Origin of the sequence: Larkinella humicola, from assembly GCF_008727875.1 — a bacterium.
GTDB lineage: Bacteria > Bacteroidota > Bacteroidia > Cytophagales > Spirosomataceae > Larkinella > Larkinella humicola.
Genome location: NZ_VTWS01000005.1, coordinates 127,855 through 149,784, shown reverse-complemented (window position 1 = coordinate 149,784; position 21,930 = coordinate 127,855). Strand labels below are relative to the sequence as shown.

The following is a 21,930-nucleotide window of genomic DNA, read 5'->3' as shown; positions in this document are numbered from 1 at the left end:
TAGGTAAATTTTTAGATAAATTAAAGCGCTTTTGCCAGGAGTCGTTCCACGGCTTTGGCCACTTTCTCCGCGCCAAATCCCTGCAGGTTTGCGTCCATGTACTTCACAATCTGATCGTTCCCCAGATTGCCAAGGCTGCCTTCGTGCGTGTGGTGCAATTCGCGTGACGCTTTATAAGTCCCTTCTTCCACTTCGGTTTTGACCATCAGATACGCTTCCCGAAACGGAACGCCTTCCAGCACCAGCGCGTTGACGCGTTCGACGCTGAACATCAGATCGTATTTCGGATCGTCCATCAGATTGGGTTTCACCTGAATGTTTTCGAGCATGAAATCCGTGATTTCCAGGCAGTCCAGGAGTTCTTCAAAAGCCGGCATCAGAATTTCCTTCAAAATCTGCATGTCGCGGTGATAGCCCGACGGCAGGTTGCTCATCACCAGCGTCACCTCCATCGGCAGGGCTTTCAGGCGGTTGGTTTTGGCGCGGAGGAGTTCGGCCACGTCGGGATTTTTCTTGTGCGGCATGATGCTCGAACCGGTCGTCAGGGCGTCGGGCAGCGTCAGGAACCCGAAGTTCTGGCTGTTATAGAGGCAAATGTCCATCGCCATGCGTGAGAGCGTAGCGGCCACGGCAGCCAGGGCCGTCAGGGCGGTTTGTTCGGTTTTTCCGCGACTCATCTGCGCATACACCACGTTGATGTGCATGCCTTCAAAGCCCAGCAATTCAGTGGTTAACGTGCGGTTGAGCGGAAACGAGGAACCGTAGCCCGCGCCCGAACCGAGCGGATTCCGGTTGGCAAACCGGTAGGCGGTTTGCAACAGCAGCATATCATCGGCCAGGGCTTCGGCGTAGGCACCGAACCACAGTCCGAACGACGACGGCATGGCAATCTGCAAGTGCGTATAGCCCGGCAGCAAATCGGTTTTGTGCTGCTCCGAACGGGCAATCAGCCGGTCGAACACCTGTCGAACGGCTTCGGTCACTTGCCAGAGCCGGTCGCGGGTAAAGAGTTTGAGGTCGACCAGCACCTGGTCGTTGCGCGACCGTCCGCTGTGAATTTTCTTGCCAACATCGCCCAGTTTGCGGGTCAGCATCAGTTCCACCTGCGAGTGAACATCTTCCACACCGTCCTCAATCACAAACTCGCCAGCTTCTATTTGGCGATGTATATATTTTAACTCTTCACTCAAAACTCTTAACTCATCACTCGACAAAAGGCCGATGGTTTCGAGCATGGTGGCATGAGCGAGGTTGCCGAGAACGTCGAAAGGAGCGAGGTACAGATCCATCTCGCGGTCGCGTCCAACCGTAAACCGTTCGATTTTTTCAGATGCTGCGTTGGAATGAGGGTCGGTCGTTGCTTTTTGCCAGAGTTTCAAGCGCGTAAGGAGTCAGTTGGAAAGCCGCAAAATTAAGCGGTTCTTCCCGGACTATTTAGTAAATTTGTTAAAAAACAGGCAAGTTATGGAAGCGGTAATCACACAGCCGGAGCAAATACGACCGGACTACGAAACGGAACGCGGGAAAGCTATGCCCAGTAAAAATCACGCTTTAATTCAAAGCCGTATACTTGTGACTTTGTCAAAGAAGTACGGAAATCAATATGATTTTCTGTCGGAGGTCAGTCTGGATATGGCCGGGAAATGGGTTGTTCCTGACATTGCCGTTTATCCACAACTCACATTTGACTCGCTACACGATGAAACCCGGATGGCACAAATGCCGTTGGGAGTGATCGAAATTTTGTCCTCATCCCAGACGCAGGAAGAATTAGTCGAAAAATCAACTCAGTATTTTGCTGCCGGTATTCAGTCCTATTGGTTGGTCAATCCGTTGTTTAAGATCATTCACGTGATTCACAATTCAGAAACGTACCGGAATTTTATTGGCGGAACACTGACGGATGAAAAACTCGGGTTATCGCTGGAACTGGAAGAGGTGTTTCGTTAAAGGCAAGAGGAGACCGTTCGGATGCCTTACCTAGTTTCCGACCAGAGCGGTTTTCTTTTCTTGGGCCGCTATCCACCAGAATAGGACGGCCGAGGTCAGGCAAAATCCCATCACCACCACCCAAAGCGTCGGAAAACCCGCCCAGGCGACAATCTGCGACCCGAAAGCGGGTGCCGTAATTTGAGCGACCGCATAGGCCATCGAATACAACGCCAGGTATTGCCCCCGGTTTTGCGGATTGGCCCGTTCCACCGTAAACGACTGCATGAACGGCATCGCCAGCATTTCCCCAAAGGTGTTGATAAAAACCGCAAAAATGGCTAAAACCGGCCACAAACCGGTATTCAGGAGCAGGTATGACAAGCCGACCAGCAGCGCGCCAAACCCAATGATGCCGACTTTCAGGTGCGCATACCGCTTTTCAACCGCATACACCAGCGCCATTTCGATGAAGACGATCATCAAGCCATTCATCGTCATCAGCAGCCCGATCTGGGTTTCTTTCAGGTGCAGCACCTGTTTGAAATAGAGCGGAATCATGCCGAACAACTGCCAGAAGCCGATCGCAAACAGGATCGTAGCCCCGACAAAAATCAGAAACAACCGATCCCGGTAGGCGGATCGGATGCCTGCTATAGGGGCGTCGGTTTTGCCTACCGTTGGACCAGGCCGGACGGGAACGGGCAGGTACGCCCGCAGCACGATCGCGGCCACGATGCAGGTGAGGCCATCGACCCAGAACAGAAGCCGGTAGTCGATGCCGGCCAGATAGCCGCCCAAACCGCCCCCGAGCGACCAACCGAGGTTGATCGCCAGCCGGTTGAGCGAATAGGCGCGGGTGCGGTTTTCGGGAACGCTGTAATAGGCCACCGCCGACGAAACCGCCGGACGAAAGGCATCCCCGAGCAGGGTGTAGACAAAAACGACCCCACACATGGTGTAGAAATCCTGCGCGAACTGCAGGAAAATCAGGAAAAAGCCCGAAACCAGAAGGCTCAGAAACTGAACCGGGTAGAAACCGAACTGGTCGGAGAGCCGCCCACCCAGGAACGTCCCGACCAGCGCCCCCGCCCCGTAAACGGCCATCACCAGGCCTGCTTCCGTCACGCTGTAGTGCAGGTGTTGCGTCAGATACAGCGTCAGGTAGGGCAGCACCATCGTACCGCTGCGGTTGATGAGCATCACGCCCCCCAACAGCCACACCGGTGCGGGCAAACCCCGGTACGCATCCCGATACAGACGTAAACTGCGGCCAATCATAGCCGCAAAGGTCACCGGTTAGCGGGGAATAAAAAAGAAGGATTTCGGGTGTGGACGCGATTTGCCGTTATTTCTTCGCCAGTTCCTGCAAGCGGATGTTGCGCCAGCGGACTTCCATGGGGCGCTGCACTTTGGTGCCGTGAACCTGGAGGGCAATAAACCCTTTCGTCGCCAGCGTATCGGTGTAGTCGGTGGTTTTGACGCCATTCAGGAAGATCTTGACGGTTTTGCCAATGGCTTCGATCCGGTACTGGTTCCAGTCGAATTTTTTAAAAGCCTGCCGACCTTCGGGGTTGTTTTTCAGATCCACCAACCAGCCGCGCCGGGCTTCGTCGTATAAACCGCCACTCCAGGCACGGGCTGCCGGATCGATTTCGGCCTGGTAGCCGTGAACGCGGCCGTTTTTGAAATCCGGGCGGCTTTCACTGCGAAACTGAATGCCCGAATTCATGCCGGTATCGACCTTCACTTCCAGTTCCAGAATGAAATCGTCGTAATTTTTATTCGTACAAAGGAAGGTGTTCTGGGAATTGGGTTTCGAAATTCCGACGATTTCGTCGTTCTCGATCCGGTAATCATTCTTGACCTGTTCCCCGCGAATGGTCCAGCCGCTGAAGTCTTTCCCGTTGAAGAGTTTAACCCATTTTTCTTTCTGGAAGGCGCAGAAAGTGAGGGTGAAAGAAATGGCGATGATGAGTTTTTTCATGAGAATTCGAAAGTTGTTTCGCAGAGTTTATCAGAGAAAAAAGGAGTTTATCAGAGATTTCTCCGCTTACCTCTGATTTTCTCTGATAAACTCTGCGAAACAACCCTTTCTACTCACTCCGGATTCACAAAAATCTTCGGATCGGAGATTAACTCCCGGTGTTCTTCCAGAAACTGCTTGAAAAGCCGGATTTCTTCGAGCTGTTTATCAATCGGATGCGTGAGGGAATAACTCTCGACATACACCTCCTTAAAATCCGTGATCAGGTATTCCATCAGCCGGATGCCGCGTTTTTTCAGCGCGTGGAGATACAGATTCTGGTGGTTGAAGGTGAAACGGGGATGCTGATAGGACGCCGTGGTTTTGATATCGACGGCTTTGTATTTTCCGATCAGATCGACGTAGCCGTAAAACAGCACATCGTCAATCTCGTACTGGCAATAAACCTGGGTTTCGATGATGGGGCGGGGCAAGTGCCGGCGAAATTTTTCCAGAATGTCGGCGTTAAACCGCTCTTCGTCTTCGCCCTTGATCACGGCGTCTTCAAACCGGGTGCCGCGCTCCTGCGCCACCGTCGTTGGGGCCGGGACCCGGTTGATGGTATCGAGCAACTGCTGCATCGTGAAATTACCCCCGGAAAGATACCGGGAAAAGGTGTTGAGCAGCGTCGGATAAAAGCGGTATTTGACCATGCCTACTGAACACGGATTCGAACCCGAATTGTTCGTTTTTCCTCAATTCTTTACCACCAGCACAACCCCCAGCACGATCAGCAGAACGCCGACCAGCCGCCACAACGTCAGACCGTGTTCTTTAAACCCGAGCAGGCCATAATGATCCAGCACAACAGCCGCCAGCAATTGACCGGCTACGCTCAGACTGAGCAGGTTTCCCGCGCCAATCCGGGGAACGGTAATGATGACGGTTGTTACATAAATGGCCCCCAGCAAACCGCCCGTCCATTTCCACCAACTGATGCCCCGCATGGTTTCGAGAGCCGGTATGGGGGTTCGAAAAGCCAGACACATCAATGCCAAAACCACAAAACCGGAGCCAAACGAAATGAGGGCGGCCAGAACCGGGTGGGCAATGCTCTGCCGCAACTGGGAATTCACGCCCGATTGAATGCTCGTAGCCGTTCCAACCAGAAAGGCAAAAATGAAGTAGATGAAATTCATAAATGAAATGATGAATTATGGATGATGAGCTATGAATGGGCTGGCGCAGGTAATCCATCGTTCATCGTTCATAATTCATCATCAGTTTAAGGTACGTAAGATTCCAGAACCGTCATGGGGCCGTTGGGCAGCAGCGTTACCTGCGTGGTTGAAGCGGGCAGCAGCGCGCATTGGCCCGTTTTCAGCGGGATGCGGTAACCATCGCCGGTTTCGACCGTCAGCGAACCGTCGACGCACACCAGGATGACGAATGAATCCAGATGCGTATAGTCGTGCAGCACTTCCTGATCGAATTTCAGCACATTGGTGACGAAATAGTCGCTGGTGACGGCATTGACGCTCTGATTCGGTTGGGAGTCATACGGCGTTTTATACTGATCGTAATGCGTGTAATCGATGGCATCGACGGCCAGCTCCGTGTGGAGTTCGCGTTTCTGCCCTTTGTCGTCGGTGCGGTCGAAATCGTAAATCCGGTAGGTGATGTCGGAGGTTTGCTGGATTTCGGCCAGCAGAATGCCTTTTCCGATGTAGTGAACCCGACCGGCCGGCAAAAAGAACACATCCCCGGCGCTGACCGGCTCGATGTTTAGAATGTCCATCAGGGTGTTATCCGCGACGGCTTTTACGTACTCGTCTTTGGTCACTTCCCGGTTAAAACCGGAGTTCAGCGTGGCTCCTTCGTCGGCTGCGAGGATGTACCACATCTCGGTTTTTCCGAAACTTTTGTGCCGTTTTTTGGCGAGTTCGTCGTTCGGATGGACCTGAATCGAGAGGTCGTCGTTGGCGTCGATGAATTTGACCAGCAGCGGAAATTCGTTACCAAACCGCTCGTAAACGTGTTTGCCAACCAGTTCGTCTTTGTAATGTTCCAGTAAGTCCTGCAAACTTTGGCCTTTCAGCGGTCCTTCAGCCACCACGGAGATGTTGCCCGTAACGCCGGAAATTTCCCAGGTTTCTCCGCAGTTGGGCAGGGGCGAAAAGTCTTTGCCCAGAACGGTTTTGATCTTCTGGCCGCCCCAGATTTTGTCTTTGAAAATCGTTTCAAACGTGAGTGGGTGCAACATGATTTACAGGATTTGTTCTAACATTCGGATATATAACTCAATTCCCTGTTCAATTTCCCGCAAATAAATAAATTCGTCGGCGGTGTGCGACCGCTCGGAGTGGCCGGGACCGCATTTCAGCGACGGGCAATCGAGCAGGGCCTGGTCGGAAGTGGTCGGCGAACCGTAGGTTTCGCGTTTCAGGGCCATACCGGCCTGCACAATCGGGTGGTCCAGCGGAATGCTCGACGGTTTGAGTCGAATCGAACGCGGCTGAACGGTTGAGCGAATGTTTTTGCGAATCGTCTCGATGATTTCTTCCAGCGTGTATTGTTCCGTAGCGCGCACATCGACCGTAAACGTGCAGGTGTCGGGAACGACGTTGTGCTGCGAACCCGCGTTGATGATCGTCACCGACAATTTGACCGGCCCCAGCGTCGGCGACACTTTCGGAAACGGATTACTGGTCAGCCATTCAATGTCTTTGATGGCGTAATAAATGGCGTTGTCGCCTTCGTCGCGGGCAGCATGACCAGATTTGCCTTTGGCCGTGCAGTCGAGCACCAGCAGCCCTTTTTCGGCAATGGCCAGGTGCATCTGCGTGGGTTCGCCCACAATGGCAAAATCGATGGGCGGCAGTTCGGGCAGAATCATTTCCAGCCCTTCGCGACCGGATATTTCCTCTTCGGCCGTAGCGGCCACCACGAGGTTGTAGGCCAGGTCTTTTTTGTCGTAAAAGTGGCAAAACGTGGCCATGAGCGACACCAGACAGCCCCCGGCGTCGTTGCTTCCCAATCCGTAGAGTTTGCCTTCGCGTTCGATGGGCTGAAAGGGATCGAGGGTCCACGACGTATTCGGTTTGACGGTATCGTGGTGTGAATTGAGCAACAAAGTGGGTTTGGCGGGATCGAAAAACCGGTTGTGGGTCCAGACGTTGTTTTTGGTCCGCTTGTAAGGAATGCTGCGCTGGCGGAAAAACTGCTCGATGAGAGCCGCCGTACGGTCTTCCTCCCGGCTAAGCGAAGGGGTTGCAATGAGCCGCTTCAAGAGGTCGATGGCGGCTTCCGTTTGCGTCTCCAGCGAATAGGCCGTGAGTGGTTTCGTTTTTGTGCCTACAGACCGGTCTTTGGGGGCGTTATTCTTCATAATATTTAATTCTCAAATCTCGCAGGAACTTCTTGATGATGTCAACGTGGACGCACTGGCCAACGTTCAGAAACGGGTAATTGGACACGCGGGTCTGGCGGCCGTTCACAATCACGTCCCGGTCTTCGATGTCGAAACCGAGGTGGAGGTGGCGCGTGGAGCTTTGCATCCCATAGATGATTCCGCTGGTATCGAAAAGCGGCCCACCACTTTGTCCCCGCAAACCGGGTGTACTCATTTCAACGCCGACGATTTCGCCGTTTTCGGCCCGCAGCCGGGTCACGATGCCGTCGATGGGAAAACGCGGGGTGTTGCTGCGTCCATCGGCAGTCCACTCGATGTCGTCGAGATCCGGATTGAAGCGGTAATTGGTAAATTCCGGAAAGGGATACCCCAGGCGGCACAGGCTCCGGCCCTGCTTGATTTTGCTGCTATCGCGCAGAAAAACCGCACAGGCGTTGTACTTAATCTGGCTGTATCCTTTAAACTGAATAACGGCCAGGTCCTGTGTGGGGTGGAGGTGGTAGGTGATTTCCGAAAACTGATCGACCGAGTTGACAAACTGGTTCTTGATCCGGATGATGCTTTCCCGGCGCAGGTTGTATTTATTTTCCAGGTCTTCCTGCCGCCGGGTCTGGTTTTTGTCCCGCGGAATGGAACGGCGCTCGCCCTGAAACTGGATGTAATTTTGGTGGATCGTATCCGAACTAATCAGTTGTTCGGCCACGTGCTTGCAGGTGACGGCGCAGGCCTGCTCATTGACGAAAAACATGGTCGAACAGGCCGGAATCACTTCGCTGCTGCCATACCGCCGGACAATCGATAAAATAGGACGTACAAAAGGGTCGACCCGCTCAATGGCTTCAACAAACATAAATTGGGAGGTAAAACGGTCGCGCAAGTTAGCAAATCCGCTGATTTTACGGTTCTGATTTTTTATCGAGCAAATTCAGGAATCCTTCGAACTTATCCCGGTAGGAAGCACCCAGCGGAATCTTGGCCGTACCCACAAAGATTGTCCGATAATTATAGCTGTTGATTTTGGATAAATTTAATAAGTACGATTTGTGAATCCGGAGAAATTTGTGCCGGGGGAGCAGATTTTCCAGATTGGAAATTATTTCGTTCACCACCACCACTTTCTGGTTGATCATGACCTTGCAGTAAGTACCAAAGGCCTGTATGTATTCGATGGCGTCGTAATCGAAGCGCTGCATGGCATGACCCACTTTTAAAAAAATGAAACGATCCTCGGTCAGGCTGTTTTGGGCCAGTTGAACCCCCAGGGCGCGGTTGACAGCCCGAATAAACCGGTTAAAAGAAAAGGGTTTGAGCAGATAATCCGCTACATCGAGATCGTAGCTTTCAACGGCAAAATCGGGGTTGGCGGTGGTAACAATCACCGATAAGGGTTTGGGGAACGAGCGTAATAAATCAAGACCCATTTGGTCTGGAAGGCTAATATCCAGCAAGATAAGGTCAAAATGCTGCTGTTGCAGGAGGCTTGTGGCGTCCCGAACGGTTCCGCTGACCTGAGGGGGCATAAAGAAGGGGAGCCGCGCCAGATACTCCTGCAGGATGGCTACCGCCGAATCAGAATCGTCTACAATCAGACATTGACGATATTTCATGGAATTGAGCTATGGTGAGTAGAGGGGAATTGTTACTGTGTAATGATAAGCTAGTAAATATAAGTAAACAAGTTTTTTGAGCAAACAACCCACCGAATATAACCGAACATGTTTTACTCGACCTACTTTGGAGAACATTCATGCACTGAAAAGTCCTATTTGGCCAATATTTAGTGACGTTAGTACTCAATATAGGGGCTAAAAAGCCTGTACAGTAAGTTGATAAGCCCAAATATAAGTATTTATACTCTATATGATTCGGTTTATAACGTTAATCTATACGTTCATGGTGTTATCCCCGTAAGCTGGAGCCTGTGGCGGGGTAATTGTATTTAACAATCATGTAAAATCAGTAACATCACTGTTGATTTCGGACTCAAAAATCAACTCCATTTCCGAAGTTGCCGGATTGGGAAGGCCTGATTCTGTCGTACCTAAACGTAACAATTCATTACAGTACATTAATTTTCTCTGTCGTATGAAACGTGTATTAAGAGACGAAGAACTCATTGGTTCGTATCTGAACACCCGCCGGGCGGATTGTTTGGAGACTTTGTACAAACGCTATGTGCATAAAGTGTATGGTAGCTGTCTGACATTTACCCGCGATCCGGTCAAGGCGGAAGACTATACGCACGACATTTTTCTTCAGGTCTTCATTAAAATTGATCAGTTTCAGGGACGCTCTGCCTTTTCGACCTGGCTGTTTTCTATTTCACAAAATTATTGCCGGCAGAAAAGCCGGGTCGCAAACCGCATGGTGGTGGTGGCTATGGATGAAGTCGATATCGACAACATTCCCGATTCGGAAGGAAGTGATACGGCCCATGCCATGCTGAGTCAGATGGCGGTGGTGATGGAAAAAATTTCGCCGGACCGAATGGCCTTGCTACAACTCAAATACGTGGATAATATTGACGTTACCGAAATTGCCCGGCAGTACAACATTAACCACAGCGCCGTCAAGATGCGGTTGAAACGGACGCGTGAGCAGGTGATCGATGCGTATCAAAAGCAATTTATGATGGATTGATTGTGGGGCTACCGGGCGGTTTTAAGGCAAGGCTTGTTCAAACCGCTTGTACACCGTCTGATACCGCCGGTGGCGTTCGGCATCGGGCTCGAACGTCTGGCCGAAGCCGACGTGGCGGGTGGCTTCGGCCAGGGACGAAACCCGCCCGGTGGCCTTCATCGTCAGCAGGATAGCGCCAATGGCACCACTTTCGTTGCTCTCGTTGAGCCGAACCGGAACCCCGAAAATATCGGCCATCATCTGCACCCAGAACGCGGACTGGGCAAAGCCGCCGTTGGCGTGAATCACTCGTGTGGGCCCGGTGTGCCGCGACAAAATGCGCTCGATGCGGAGCAAGTTGAACAACACGCCTTCCAGCGCGGCCCGCACAAAGTGCGCCCGTCCGTGGTGCCAGTCGACATTCAGGTAGGAGCCCCGCACGCCCGCGTCCCAAAGCGGTGCGCGTTCGCCCTGCAAATAGGGTAGAAACAGCAGATCGTCGGAACCGGCTTCCACGGTGGCCGCTTCGGCCAGAACGTCGGTGGTTTCGGATTGTGTCAGCTTTTCGGAAACCCATTGCAGAACATTCGCCCCGTTGTTGGTTGGGCCGCCGACCACGTAATAATTTTTGTCCACCGGATCGTTCACGTTCAGGATGTAACTGAATAACCGTCCTTTTTCATCGCGCAGCGGCCGTTGAACCGTCCGGCGGATGGCTCCACTCGTGCCAATGGTGATGGTAGTGATCCCGGATTCAATGGCTCCGGCTCCCAGATTTGCCAGACATCCGTCCGACGCCCCGATGTATAGGGCCGCTTCTGCTAGCCCGTCGGTAACGGAGCCGGGTAGCCCGGAGGTCGTGAGCTTGCCGGCGTAGGTGGTCGGCACCGGTTCCGACAACTGCTCGATCCGGATCCCGGCAAAGTCGAGCGCGGGCGCATACCATTCTTTCCGCTGGCTGTCGAATAAACCGGTGGCGGTGGCAATCGAATAATCAATCTGATACTTCCCCGTTAGTTTGTGCCAGATGTATTCCTTGATCGAAATCCAGCCCGTGGCCCGGCGCAGCAGCCGCAGATTGTGTTCGCGGAACCAGGCCAGTTTGCAGAGCGGAATCATGGGATGCAGGGGCGTGCCGGTTCGTTCGTAAATGTCTTTGCCGAGAACGGCCTGGTCGTGGCGCAGGGAGGCTGCCTGTTTTTCGGCCCGGTTGTCGGACCACAAAATGGCGTTGGTGAGCGGTTTTCCGGCGTCATCGACCCCCACGCTGCTGTGCATGGCCGAACTGAATCCAACGGCTTCGATGCGTCCGTTCTGCTGCTGCACTTCCCGGCAAACTTCGTCCAGTACGTCGACCAGGTTCGTCCAGACTTCCTCCGGGTCCTGTTCCGCATAACCGGGTTGGGGATGGAGTGTTGTCAGAGGGGCGGAAGCGTGGGCGATAATATCGCCGGTTTCCGGCTGAAAAGCGAGGGCCTTAACGTTAGTCGTGCCGATGTCGACGCCGAGAATGCAATTCATCATAGAAGTAAAGGGCGGCTAATGCGGTGCAAAGAAATGGGAAAAAGTAATAGCGATTTCGGAAAAGGTCAAACGGCAGTCGGCCACCAGTTGAAAAACAGGCGGTTTTGTGATAAGTTTGTTCTGTTTTTTATCATACGATGTCTTTCAATAGATCAATTTCGTTTTTCGTCTATTTGTTTTTTGTTTTTTGGGTAGTGGCGTGTAATCAAAGCCCAAAGTCGACCACGCCAACCGAACCGTCAGGCTTAAGCGGAGAGGAGCTAGCCCGGCAGTATTGCGCAGGTTGCCACGCGTTTCCGTCGCCGGAATTGCTGGAAAAAGACATCTGGAAGCGGAAAGTGTTGCCGCAGATGGCGCTTCGGATGGGCTTTTCGGCCGATTCCCTCTCGCCGTTTCGGCAGTTGAGCGACCCCGACGAAATTCAGCGGGTGCTGCAATCGACAGCCTTTGCCAACGCGCCAATGGTGCATCCCGACGATTGGCAGAAAATCACCGACTATTACGTAAAAAACGCGCCGGAAAAACCGTTGCCACAAGCCCCCCGCCCCGCGATTTCATACAATTTGCCGCTTTTCAAAATCCGCAAACCTGCCCAGCCCGTCGACAATCTGGTGACCCTGCTGGCCTATCAACCGGCGAGTCGGCGGATCGCGGTGGGGAGTCGGCGCGGAAGGCTGTATTTTCTGGATAGTGGCCTGCAAAAGGTTGATTCAGTGGTGACGTTTTCGCCCCCTTCCAGCCTGCGGACCCGTCCCGACGGTAGTCTCGATGTGCTGGCGATGGGAACGATGGACCCCAACGACCTCCTGAATGGCGAACTGCTACATATCAACCGAAATCCGGCGACGCAGAAGATCGGTCGGTCGGTGTTGCTGAAACGGCTGCAACGCCCGGTCGATGCCACGTATGCCGATCTGAACGGCGACGGAAAAGAAGACATTCTGGTGTGTCAGTTCGGTTTTTATACCGGACAACTGACCTGGTTTGAAAATACCGGGTCGACCTACACCGAACACGTTCTGGAACCGGTGCCGGGCGCAATCCGAACCGTGGTGACCGACATGAACGGCGATGGCAAGGCGGACATTGTCGTTTTGTTGTCGCAGAGTGACGAGCAGGTCGCCGTCTTCAACAACGAAGGCGGGGGGCGGTTCTGGAAGAAAACCGTGCTGCGTTTTCCGCCGGTCTTCGGGTCCAGTTATCTGGATGTGGTTGATTTTGACCAGGATGGCGACATGGATCTGCTGTATACCAACGGCGATAATGCGGATTATTCCAACACGCTGAAGCGGTATCACGGCGTCCGGCTGTTCCGCAACGACGGCAATTTTAAATTCCGGCAGGTCTGGTTTTATCCCCTGCACGGGGCCACGAAAGCCCTCGCCCGCGACTTCGACGGTGACGGTGATCTGGATGTTGCGGCCATTGCGTTCTTCCCGGATGTGTCGCGCAAACGGCTGGAGAACTTTGTGTTTCTGGAAAACCGGGGGAATAACCGGTTTCGGCCGAAATCGTTTCCCGATGCGGATCAGGGCGCGTGGCTGACGCTGGATGCCGCCGACGTCGATCAGGATGGCGACGAAGACCTTTTGCTGGGGTCGTTTGCCTTCCGGGTGACGCCCACGCCCAAGGCGTTGCTAGACCGCTGGCGGCAGTCGAAAGCCGGGGTGATTCTGCTGGAAAATCAGTCGAAAACGAAGATACAGATCGACTGATTGCCTTCCAAAAGCCATCCAGCCGATCTGTTTTGATGTCGGTTAATTTACCACGTAATGGCTTTCAGACGCACGCCCTGCGGATTTTCAGCATCCGAGAGTTTGAGGGCGGTTTTGCCACTTTCGACCTGGTAATTCATGGTTTCCTGCTTCAGTTCTTCCTTACGCGCATCGCGGTTGATGTTACTCTTGGGCGCACAGCCGTAAAAGCCCCGGTAGTTGCCGCTGGTGGGCGTAATCACAAACGAACGGTTTGCTTCGTTAACCTTGACGGTTCCTTTGAAAAACGTGTAGGCTTCCGTCCGGCAATTGTAGCTCGTGGTGGAATTAATGACGTACTCTTCGTAAGTGCCATTGGCGTGAAATTCGAACACCAGGGCCTGCTCGTAGGCGTTGCCGGTGTATTTGCCAGTATAATCCCAGAAATTGGTCGGCGAGAACGTTCCATACGACCATTTGCCGACGAGTTCTGCCGGTATTTTTCCGGTTGCCGGGGGCGGATTACCGGAATTCGGATTTTGGCCGCTTCCGTCGCCGGATGAATGATCGGTCGGATCAACGGATTCATTGCCACCTTTTTTACAGGCAACCGAAAGGAGTACCAGCGCCAGCAGCGCGAGAAAACGCATTTTCATGGTTCAGTCGTTTTTGTTGTTTGGTACAAAACAAGGCAAGCGCGCGGCAGTATTCAAAAACCGGGTGACTCAAAAGGCGGAACCAGTGATTGAATTGCTGAAAAAGAAGGCTGAATTGTGCGCTGGGTGCGCTGGTCGAGATTTGCAATCTCGACCCACTCTGTGGCGGATTTGCAATCCGCCAATTCTCATAATTCCGTTACTCTTCCCCCTTTTTAACGTCAAACAGTGGTATCTATAAAATAAAAGGTTTGCTATGGGGGTTCGCAACCGTATTTCCGAAGACTATGCCTATTTTCTGACGCTAACCGTCGTTGATTGGGTGGATGTATTTACGCGACCAGTTTATAAAAATATAATCGTCGATTCGCTGCGGTATTGCCAGAAACACAAGGGGCTGGAGTTGTATGCCTGGGTGTTGATGACAAATCATGTCCACCTGATTGCTTCGGCTAAACCGGGCACGTCTTTGTCGGATATTCTCCGCGATCTCAAGAAATTCACGTCTAAAGCGCTGGTAAAAGCGATTCAGGAAGAGCCTGAAAGCCGTCGGCAATGGCTGCTGTATCGATTTGAATTTGCCGGAAAGGTTCGGCCTAGAATTAAGGAATATAAGTTTTGGCAGGATGGCAATGAAGCGAAAGAACTGTTTACCGATCCGTTTTTAGTTCAGAAGTTAACCTACCTGCACGATAATCCGGTACGGGCCGGGATTGTTGAGTATCCGGAAGAATACCTCCATAGTTCTGCCCGGAATTATGCGGGGAAAAAAGGATTGTTGGAGGTGATTGTGATTTAAAAGAATTATGGTATCCGTTTCGGATTGGCGGACAGATTAAACAAATGCGGATTGAAAATCCGCTACAGAGTGGGTCGCGATTGCAAATCGCGACCAGCACCCGACTCATCTCGATCAGCGGTCAAAAAAAAGTCAACTTTTTTCAAAAATCACTAAGGGTAAAATAGTGCAATAAAGTCTTTAATTCGTTTTAGAGATCTTGCGCTAATGGCTACCTTTACCCTGTTGAACCCTTCGATATCGCCCGAAAACCGCCCTACGCCTTCAATCGCCGGAGAAAAACCGGTGACGACGGTGTATGATTCCGAGCTTTTTTTGCGGAAAGCCTTTGAACAGGAACCGCGGAAAGGGTTTGAACTGCTGTTTCGGCACTATTATACCCCGCTCTGTAGCCATGCCGTTCGGTTCGTCTATTCCCGGCAACTGGCGGAAGACCTGGTGAGTGAGGTGTTCTACCAGTTCTACCGCACGGAAGCGTACCGGAAAGTACACTCGTCCTTCATCAGCTACCTGTTCACGGCGGTTCGGAACGAAGCCTATACGCACCTGCGCCGGGAGTTTGGCAAAACCGATTCCATCGACGCGACGACCGAAAACCACCTGACGGGCCATCAACCGCAGCCCGATTCGGAAGTCCATTTCAACAACCTGTTTCTGGCCGTCAACGACGCCATCAGCCAGTTGCCCGCGCAGTGTCGGCGGGTGTTTCTGCTGAGCCGGTTCGAGAATAAAAAGTACGAAGAGATTGCCACCGAATTGCAGATTTCCCCACGAACCGTCGAGGTGCATATCTCCAAAGCCCTCAAACACCTGCGCCAGACCCTGCGGGAAGAATGGGCGGTGCTCGTCTGCCTCATCAATCTATTTTTCTGCTGAACTAAGGGGAAAAGTAGCTTTTCAAGTCTCTCGTTCAAATGCCACAAACATGAATCATTCGGTATCGAAACATACCCTGTTTACCTATCTGGCCGGACAGGCAACCCCGATCGAGCGTCAAACCGTGGAGGAATGGCTGAAAAATCCGGCCAATACCCCGACGTTCCACGAATGGCTGCTCGAATGGGAGATGCGCTCCCTGCAATTTGTGCCGGATCAGGAAGCGGCTTTTGAAAAAATGGTTCAGCGGCTGGATCAGACCGAAAAGCCGGAAGCCGACGAAGAACCGATGCCCGTTCGCAAACCGCTGTTCTTTTGGGGCGGCTGGAAACCGTATCTGGTGGCAGCAACGGTTTTGCTGGCGCTGCTCATTCCACTACGGAATAAACTGTTTTATCAGACACATTATACGACCTACGGGGAAACGAAAACCCTCCGGCTGGAAGACGGAACCGGCGTGGTGCTGAAATCCAATTCATCCTTGCAGGTGCCCCGGTTTGGCTTTTACACGAACATCCGGGAGGTACTTTTGACGGGCGAGGGCCGGTTTTCGGTGACGCACCAGCCTGACCACCAGCGGTTTGTGGTCAAAACGTCCGACCAGTTTCAGATTGAAGTGCTGGGGACCGAATTCACGGTTTATGCCCGGAAACAAAGCACCAACGTGGCGCTGGGCCGGGGTAAAATCCGGGTTGATTACAGCCGGGGAGCCGACAAACACCACCTGACGATGAAACCGGGCGATCTGCTGACACTCAGCCAGCAGGGCAATCTGCATCTGCGCCAGCTTCCGACGGTTCCACCGGCTGAAGCCCGGAGCAAAACCGGCCTGACCTTCAAGGAAACGTCCGTGTGGGAAGTTTGCTATCTGCTCCGCGAAAAATTTGGCCTGAAAGTGGAAATCGTTGACGACTCACTGGCGCAACGAACCATTTCCGGGAATTACCACGCCGACAATGCCGACGAACTGCTTGATGTTCTGATCGAAACCCTTGAAATCAAGACCGAGAAAACCGGCACCGGCCTCCTGTTAAAAAACAACTGATTATCCCTATTCCTTCTTATTTCAGATCAAATGAAGAAAACTGTACACCACCTGGGTCTGTTAGCAGTGCTATTGATCGGCTATCCGGTTACCGGTTTTTGCCAGACGCTGGCGTCTGCCCAACACCTGCAACGCTCCGCCGGACGAAGCGCGCAAGTGCAACTCAAGAACGTTTTGCTCGATTTGCAGCGCCATTACCGCGTTGAAATTGTGTTTGAAGACCGGATCATGGCCGGGAAAAACGGGCCTTCCGAACCGGTCAACCTGAACGTTTCTGTCGAGAAAAACCTGCACAATTTGCTCAAAAATACGGGTTTGCGGGTGAAAAAAATCCGGAAAGACACGTTTGTGATTACCGAAGAGCGGAAAACGAAAAACGATTTGTCGAACCGGACCCCGGAAACGCAGTCGGAAGCTTCAATGCCCGCTACTACGCCGGTTGACGAGCGCACCGATGGCAATGCGACCGAACCCGTTGCCAACCACCAGCCCGTTGTGGCCGACCTCAGCATCAGCGGCACGGTTATCGACGAATCCGGGGCGGGATTGCCGGGCGTTAGCGTCGTGTTGAAAGGCACGACCCGCGGTACGACCACCGACAGCAAAGGGTTCTACCAGGTGAATGTTCCCGATGAAAAGGCGGTGTTGGTCTTTAGCTTTGTCGGCTACATCTCTCAGGAAGTGACCGTCGGAAACCGCTCCACGGTGGGCGTTAAACTGGAAAATGATACGAAGTCGCTCTCGGAAGTAGTCGTGGTGGGCTATGGCACGCAGAAAAAAGTGAACCTGACGGGGGCCGTATCGTCCATCTCGAACGAGGAGCTGGTGCGACGCCCCGTGGGCCAAACCTCAGCCGCTTTGCAGGGCATGATGCCGGGCGTAACGGTGACGCAACGCTCCGGCCGACCGGGTGCCGACGGCGGTTCCATCCGGATTCGCGGGGTTGGAACGTTGGGAAATTCGGACCCGCTCGTGCTCATCGACGGCATTGAAGGGTCGATGAACAGCATCGATCCCAACCTGATCGAGACGGTTTCGGTTTTGAAAGATGCGGCTTCGTCGTCCATTTACGGGTCGCGGGCGGCCAACGGCGTGATTCTGATCACCACCAAACGGGCCAAAGGAAACCGGATTTCGGTCAACTACAACAACTACATCGGCTGGCAAACACCAACGAACTTGCCCAAAATGGCCAACGCCATCGACCACATGCTGCTCACCAACGAAGCGTATGTGAACGTTGGCCGTTCCCCGCTGTACTCCGATGATTTAATCCAGAAATACCGTACGGAAGGCGCTTCCAACCGCGATTTGTATCCCGATACGGACTGGCAGAAAGAAGTGTTAACGGGTTCCGGTCTGCAACAGAGCCACTTTGTGAGCATCAACGGTGGGAGTGATAAAATCCGCTTTCTGACGTCGGTAGGCTACTTTGACCAGAAAGGCGTCATCGAGAATTCGACGTTCAGACGCTACACACTCCGGAACAACGCTGATATTCAGCTTTCTAAAAAATTCAGCGCGCGGGTCGATCTCCAGCTCGTGGCAGCCACGACCCTCGAACCGGGCCGGGGTTCCGAGGAAGTATTCCATTGGATGAACCGGATTCCGGCCAATCAGATCGGCATCAATTCCAACGGAACCTGGGGCGACGGCTGGAACGGCGACAACCCGATTGCGATGTCGCGCGACGGCGGAACCCGGAAGAACAACAGCCCCTACGCTTTTCTGAATGCGGCCCTGGTGTACAAACCCACCTCGTATTTGACGGCGGAAATCGCGTATGCCCCGAAATATGCCCTGTCGATCGATAAAAACTTCAACAAAGCCATTCAGGCGTATAAACCCAATGGTGCGCTGAGCTTTCTGGCACCGGCCCGAAGCACGCTGACAGAAGGAGAAAACCGATCGCTCTATACGACCCTGCGCGGAACGTTGACGTTCGACAAAGCGTACGGTGATCACGGATTGAAAGTATTAGCCGGTTTTTCCCGGGAAGATTTTCGCAATGACAACATCTCCGCTTACCGGGAGGGTTTTCTGCTGCCCGATTATCAGGTGCTGAACGCCGGAGCCTCGGACATCCAGCGGGCTTCGGGAGGAGCGTCGGAATGGGCGTTGCAATCCGCTTTCGGACGGGTTAACTACGATTACAAACAGAAGTATCTGCTGGAGGCCAATGCTCGCTACGACGGATCTTCCCGGTTTGCGACGGGGCGTAAATACGGTTTTTTTCCTTCGGTATCGGGCGGCTGGCGGATTTCACAGGAACCGTTCATGCTGCCGGTTTCCAACGTGGTCAATGAACTGAAACTAAGGGCTTCGTGGGGGCAACTGGGTAACCAACTTATTGGCAACTATCCGTTTATGTCGTCGCTGCAATTCGGCCCTTATACGTTCAATAAACAGATTGTCAACGTCGTAGCGCTCAATACGCTGGCGAACGCGGATATTTCCTGGGAAACGACCGAAATGACGGATATTGGTCTGGACATGACGCTGTTTTCCAACCTGTCGATCACCGCTGATTATTTTTCGAAACGTACCAAAGATATTCTGTTGGAACTGGATATTCCGGCCATCATCGGCTTGGGAAAGCCTTCACAAAATGCCGGTGTGGTGGAAAACAAAGGCTGGGAACTTGGCATAAATTACAAAGGAGCCGTCCGGAATTTTCGCTACGATGTCGGATTCAATATATCGGATGTTAAAAACAAGGTGATCGACATGCGGGGTGTCAACCTGACGGGTTTGACTGCCAACCGGGAAGGTTATCCCATCAATTCCCTCTTCGGTCTGGAGTCGGAAGGGTTTTTCCAGACGGCCGACGAAGTGGCCGCCCATGCCCAGCAATTTGGGGTGATCAAACCGGGTGATATCAAATACAAGGATCAGAACGGCGACGGGCTCATTAACAACGACGATAACGTGGTTTTTGGAAACACCATTCCCCGCTTCACCTACGGCAGCACGCTGAACGCGTATTACAAAGGGTTTAGCTTAAATATTGTTCTTCAGGGCGTTGGCAAAGCCGACGGCTACCTGAATGAGCAGGGCATCATGCCGTTCTTTCTGGGTGGAACCGTGCAGGAGCAACACAAAGACCACTGGACGCCGGAAACGCCCAATGCCACTTTCCCCCGGCTGGCGTTCAGCGAAGCCAACAACGAAAAGAACTCCAGCTTCTGGATGCGGAATGCCGCTTATATGCGTCTGAAAAATATTCAGATTGGCTACACGCTACCGACGAATCTGACCCAGCGCGCGGGCATCAACAACGTGCGGGTTTTTGCCAACGGCCAGAATCTGCTGACCTGGGACAAGTTCTGGGACGGCTACGATGTCGAATCGCCGGTCGGTTCGGGCCGAAGCTACCCGCAGGTCAAAATGGTCAGCTTCGGACTTGATGTCAGCTTCTGAAAACTTTGCCCCCAACCCCCTAAAGGGGACTTTTAAAACTGGCAGTGCAAAGTCCCCTTTAGGGGGTTGGGGGCAAAAACACTTGTTACCAATGCTTTAACGAACCTCACTCGAATGAAAAAGATACACTACTGGTTTTTGTCCGTCTGCCTGATCCTGAGTACCACCTCCTGCGAGGATTACCTGGAACGCTTTCCGCTGGAAGGCCCCGCCGACCAATCGTATTTTGCTAACGCCAGCGAACTGGAGCTGGCCGTCAACGGCTGTTACAAAGGCATGAATTTTCACCCCAGCGATGGGATGCCGACCCAGCTTTTGCTGGATGTTTGCACCGATATCAACTGGGACCGGAACAACAGTGCTATGCAGCAAATCGGCAAAGGAAGCCACGACAGCAACAACGGTTTTGTGCGTTCGGTCTGGAATGAGTCCTACAAGATCATTGGCCGCTGTAATTTTATCCTGGACAACATGAACAAGCTGGACGGCAAAATGGATGCGACGCTGTATGCCCGCTACCAGGCCGAAGCCCGTTTCATCCGCGCTTACCAATACGGTTATCTGATCGAATTGTTTGGTGGCGTTCCGCTGGTGACCAAAACGCTGGGGCTGGCCGATGCACAGGTTCCGAAAGGCACCAAAGACGAGTGCGCCACCTTCGTGATGAATGAGCTGGACGAAGCTGCCAAGGCGTTGCCAACCAGCTATGATGCCAGAAATACCGGTCGGGCCACCCGGCAGGCGGCTCTGGCTACCAAAGCCCGGACAGCCTTATACAACGAGAAATGGGACGTTGCAGCCACCGCTGCCAAAGCTGTCATGGATTTGAATATCAACAAACTGCATCCAAATTTCGGGGAGTTGTTTTCGTATAAAGGCCAGAATTCCAGTGAAATTATGTTCTCGTTGCAGTACCTGAAAGGAACGCTGACGCACAGCACCCCGCAGAACTTTCTGTCGCGCAACGCGCAGGGCGCTTCCAACAAGGTGCCGGGGCAAATGCTGGTGGATTCCTACGAATGTACGGACGGTTTGTCGATCGATAAGTCGCCCTTGTATAACCCGAAAGATCCGTTTAAAAACCGCGACCCGCGCCTGGATTTTACGTTGGCCGTGCCGGGTTCCAACTACTTCAACTTCAAGTTTGAAACCCACAAGGACAGCGTCAAAACGATCAATTATGCCACAGGTGCAAGGGTTGACAACCAGGACGCCATTCACGCCTTTGCGACGTACACCGGCTACTGCTGGCGGAAATATACCGACCTGACGGACAAAGACGACCGGAGCAATTCGGAACTCAACATCATCCTGATCCGCTACGCCGAAGTGTTACTGATTTACGCGGAAGCTAAAATTGAAGCCAACCAGATCGACCAATCGGTTTATGACGCCATCAATGCCGTGCGGCAGCGGGTCAACATGCCAGCCATCAAAACGGGCAAAACGCAGGCCGAACTTCGCTCGATTATTCGGAAGGAACGGAAGTATGAATTGGCCAATGAAGGCTTTCGTTTGTTTGACATCCGTCGCTGGAAAATCGCTGAAAAGCTGATGAACGGGAATTTCCTGGGCCGCATTCCGAAAGGGTTGCTGGCGACAGCGCCAGCGATCGACGCCAACGGAACGCCGGATTACAGCAACGTGCCTAATAAAGCCGACATGCGGGTGGTCGAACTCCGGATTTTTAATCCGAATCGCGATTACCTGTGGCCGATTCCGTACATCGAAACCGTTACGAATAAAGTGCTGACTCAAAACGCTGGTTATTAAATAATAAAACGGATGTCTGATCATCTCTAAATTGATTATAAGCTGCTCTGATAGGAGTTACAGTTACCCCGGAGGGGTGATCTGTTAATAGTCAATAGGAAGCCAGTTAGTGACCTTAAGCCCCGGCTGGGGCGCTCTAATGAATGCCCTTACGCTAAGTCCGCCCCAGCCGGGGCTTGGAATCTGGACTTATGGACTCTGCCTATTGACAGATCAC

Annotated in this window: 19 protein-coding genes; 8 read left to right on the top strand and 11 right to left on the bottom strand. The window is 52.8% G+C overall.

Features of this window, described 5'->3' with window-relative positions:
* Window positions 1-20: 20 nt before the first annotated feature.
* A complete protein-coding gene (gene argH / locus F0P93_RS19505) occupies window positions 21-1,379 on the bottom strand; it encodes an argininosuccinate lyase (RefSeq protein ID WP_150878922.1) in 1,359 nt (452 codons plus the stop codon).
* An 85-nt stretch (window positions 1,380-1,464) separates the two neighbouring features.
* On the opposite strand from argH, the gene F0P93_RS19500 reads away from it, so the two are divergent.
* On the top strand, window positions 1,465-1,950 hold the full coding sequence (locus tag F0P93_RS19500) for a Uma2 family endonuclease (RefSeq protein ID WP_310588012.1): 486 nt from the start codon (window positions 1,465-1,467) through the stop codon (window positions 1,948-1,950).
* 30 nt (window positions 1,951-1,980) lie between these two features.
* On the opposite strand, the gene F0P93_RS19495 is transcribed toward F0P93_RS19500, so the two are convergent.
* From F0P93_RS19495 to F0P93_RS19460, 8 genes are all read right to left on the bottom strand, one after another.
* On the bottom strand, window positions 1,981-3,225 hold the full coding sequence (locus F0P93_RS19495; protein WP_310588010.1) for an MFS transporter: 1,245 nt from the start codon (window positions 3,223-3,225) through the stop codon (window positions 1,981-1,983).
* Between the two features lie 52 nt (window positions 3,226-3,277).
* Window positions 3,278-3,916 carry a 3-keto-disaccharide hydrolase gene (locus tag F0P93_RS19490; RefSeq protein WP_150878917.1) on the bottom strand — a complete coding sequence of 213 codons (639 nt, stop codon included), beginning with the start codon at window positions 3,914-3,916 and terminating at the stop codon, window positions 3,278-3,280.
* 113 nt (window positions 3,917-4,029) lie between these two features.
* A complete protein-coding gene (locus F0P93_RS19485) occupies window positions 4,030-4,608 on the bottom strand; it encodes a PD-(D/E)XK nuclease family protein (RefSeq protein WP_150878915.1) in 579 nt (192 codons plus the stop codon).
* 42 nt (window positions 4,609-4,650) lie between these two features.
* Window positions 4,651-5,094, bottom strand: a complete 444-nt coding sequence (locus F0P93_RS19480) for a DMT family transporter (RefSeq protein ID WP_150878913.1) — start codon at window positions 5,092-5,094, stop codon at window positions 4,651-4,653.
* Between the two features lie 86 nt (window positions 5,095-5,180).
* Window positions 5,181-6,158, bottom strand: coding sequence for a type I phosphomannose isomerase catalytic subunit (locus F0P93_RS19475; protein ID WP_150878911.1), 978 nt, complete (start codon window positions 6,156-6,158; stop codon window positions 5,181-5,183).
* 3 nt (window positions 6,159-6,161) lie between these two features.
* Window positions 6,162-7,283 carry a M20 family metallo-hydrolase gene (locus tag F0P93_RS19470; protein ID WP_150878909.1) on the bottom strand — a complete coding sequence of 374 codons (1,122 nt, stop codon included), beginning with the start codon at window positions 7,281-7,283 and terminating at the stop codon, window positions 6,162-6,164.
* Window positions 7,273-8,157: a trypsin-like peptidase domain-containing protein gene (locus F0P93_RS19465; protein ID WP_150878907.1), complete on the bottom strand. Its 885-nt coding sequence runs from the start codon at window positions 8,155-8,157 to the stop codon at window positions 7,273-7,275. The genes F0P93_RS19470 and F0P93_RS19465 overlap by 11 nt, the downstream gene beginning before the upstream one ends.
* Window positions 8,158-8,203: 46 nt before the next feature.
* Window positions 8,204-8,914, bottom strand: coding sequence for a LytR/AlgR family response regulator transcription factor (locus F0P93_RS19460; RefSeq protein WP_150878905.1), 711 nt, complete (start codon window positions 8,912-8,914; stop codon window positions 8,204-8,206).
* Window positions 8,915-9,392: 478 nt separating this feature from the next.
* Here F0P93_RS19460 and F0P93_RS19455 point away from each other — a divergent pair, with 478 nt between their 5' ends.
* Window positions 9,393-9,947, top strand: coding sequence for an RNA polymerase sigma factor (locus tag F0P93_RS19455; protein ID WP_150878903.1), 555 nt, complete (start codon window positions 9,393-9,395; stop codon window positions 9,945-9,947).
* 21 nt (window positions 9,948-9,968) lie between these two features.
* Here F0P93_RS19455 and F0P93_RS19450 read toward each other — a convergent pair whose 3' ends face one another.
* The gene (locus F0P93_RS19450) at window positions 9,969-11,447 is read right to left on the bottom strand and encodes a gluconokinase (RefSeq protein ID WP_150879779.1); all 1,479 of its coding nucleotides are present in this window, start codon (window positions 11,445-11,447) and stop codon (window positions 9,969-9,971) included.
* Between the two features lie 140 nt (window positions 11,448-11,587).
* Between F0P93_RS19450 and F0P93_RS19445 the strand changes: the two genes are divergently transcribed.
* Window positions 11,588-13,165 (top strand): FG-GAP repeat domain-containing protein, encoded by a 1,578-nt coding sequence (locus F0P93_RS19445; protein ID WP_150878901.1) that lies wholly within the window; start codon window positions 11,588-11,590, stop codon window positions 13,163-13,165.
* 47 nt (window positions 13,166-13,212) lie between these two features.
* Here F0P93_RS19445 and F0P93_RS19440 read toward each other — a convergent pair whose 3' ends face one another.
* Entirely contained in the window at window positions 13,213-13,800 is a 588-nt protein-coding gene (locus F0P93_RS19440) for a hypothetical protein (RefSeq protein ID WP_150878899.1), read from the bottom strand.
* 256 nt (window positions 13,801-14,056) lie between these two features.
* Between F0P93_RS19440 and F0P93_RS19435 the strand changes: the two genes are divergently transcribed.
* The 5 genes from F0P93_RS19435 (at window position 14,057) to F0P93_RS19415 (ending at window position 21,713) form a co-directional block, all read left to right on the top strand.
* Window positions 14,057-14,599 carry an REP-associated tyrosine transposase gene (locus F0P93_RS19435; RefSeq protein WP_150878897.1) on the top strand — a complete coding sequence of 181 codons (543 nt, stop codon included), beginning with the start codon at window positions 14,057-14,059 and terminating at the stop codon, window positions 14,597-14,599.
* A gap of 207 nt (window positions 14,600-14,806) precedes the next feature.
* The gene (locus tag F0P93_RS19430; protein WP_225309562.1) at window positions 14,807-15,475 is read left to right on the top strand and encodes an RNA polymerase sigma-70 factor; all 669 of its coding nucleotides are present in this window, start codon (window positions 14,807-14,809) and stop codon (window positions 15,473-15,475) included.
* Window positions 15,476-15,524: 49 nt separating this feature from the next.
* Window positions 15,525-16,520, top strand: a complete 996-nt coding sequence (locus F0P93_RS19425; RefSeq protein ID WP_150878895.1) for a FecR family protein — start codon at window positions 15,525-15,527, stop codon at window positions 16,518-16,520.
* A 30-nt stretch (window positions 16,521-16,550) separates the two neighbouring features.
* Window positions 16,551-19,940 carry a SusC/RagA family TonB-linked outer membrane protein gene (locus F0P93_RS19420; protein ID WP_150878893.1) on the top strand — a complete coding sequence of 1,130 codons (3,390 nt, stop codon included), beginning with the start codon at window positions 16,551-16,553 and terminating at the stop codon, window positions 19,938-19,940.
* A 114-nt stretch (window positions 19,941-20,054) separates the two neighbouring features.
* Window positions 20,055-21,713: a RagB/SusD family nutrient uptake outer membrane protein gene (locus F0P93_RS19415; RefSeq protein ID WP_150878890.1), complete on the top strand. Its 1,659-nt coding sequence runs from the start codon at window positions 20,055-20,057 to the stop codon at window positions 21,711-21,713.
* Window positions 21,714-21,930 lie beyond the last annotated feature (217 nt).